Origin of the sequence: Burkholderia sp. Ac-20344 (genome assembly GCF_017104975.1) — a bacterium.
Lineage (GTDB): Bacteria > Pseudomonadota > Gammaproteobacteria > Burkholderiales > Burkholderiaceae > Burkholderia.
The window spans coordinates 1-742 of the sequence record NZ_JAAGPP010000399.1; the positions used below are offsets into that span (position 1 = coordinate 1).

The following is a 742-nucleotide window of genomic DNA, read 5'->3' on the forward strand; positions in this document are numbered from 1 at the left end:
AGCTCGTTTGCCAGCTCCCCGTAGCTTTTCGCAGGCTACCGCGTCCTTCATCGCCTGTGATCGCCAAGGCATCCACCACATGCACTTGTTCGCTTGACCCTATAACGAGTCTGTCTCATCTTTCGACACTACAGTCGCTACAGGTTGAGTTCTCGCGTTGTGCCGTATTCCAAAATCGAGCCGAACAATGAAGTTCGAATCATCTTGAGATACATCGATACAATCACAACCCGGATAACTTCCACGTCCATCTCAAGACGCTTCCGCTATCCAAATTACTTACTTCTTCCAGATTGTTAAAGAACGACAGCCGATACGTACTACGTATCACTCTGACTGGCTCAATCGCCAATGCAAAATTCTCGGTTCAGTGTCTGAACCAAGCCCTTAGCGTTGGTGATTGGTGGAGGCAGACGGGATCGAACCGACGACCCCCTGCTTGCAAAGCAGGTGCTCTCCCAGCTGAGCTATGCCCCCATGTACAGATTTGCCTCAGGTGTGTACCGCCACACAAGACGGTGGTGGGTCTGGTTGGATTCGAACCAACGACCCCCGCCTTATCAAGACGGTGCTCTAACCGACTGAGCTACAGACCCCTGAGTCTGTCTTTAATTTACAGCCGATAAGCGTGAGCGCTCAACTTGTGCGAGAAGCTCTGGAAAGGAGGTGATCCAGCCGCACCTTCCGATACGGCTACCTTGTTACGACTTCACCCCAGTCATGAATCCTACCGTGGTGACCG

2 tRNA genes and 2 rRNA genes are annotated in these 742 nt (G+C 52.0%); all 4 read right to left on the bottom strand.

The annotated features are described in order from the left end of the window. A 23S ribosomal RNA gene (locus G3N64_RS39355) occupies nucleotides 1-99 on the bottom strand; the annotation flags it as partial. Between the two features lie 302 nt (nucleotides 100-401). After that, nucleotides 402-477 (bottom strand) — tRNA-Ala (locus G3N64_RS39360). A 42-nt stretch (nucleotides 478-519) separates the two neighbouring features. Further along, nucleotides 520-596: transfer RNA gene (locus tag G3N64_RS39365), tRNA-Ile, on the bottom strand. A gap of 63 nt (nucleotides 597-659) precedes the next feature. Continuing rightward, a 16S ribosomal RNA gene (locus tag G3N64_RS39370) occupies nucleotides 660-742 on the bottom strand; the annotation flags it as partial.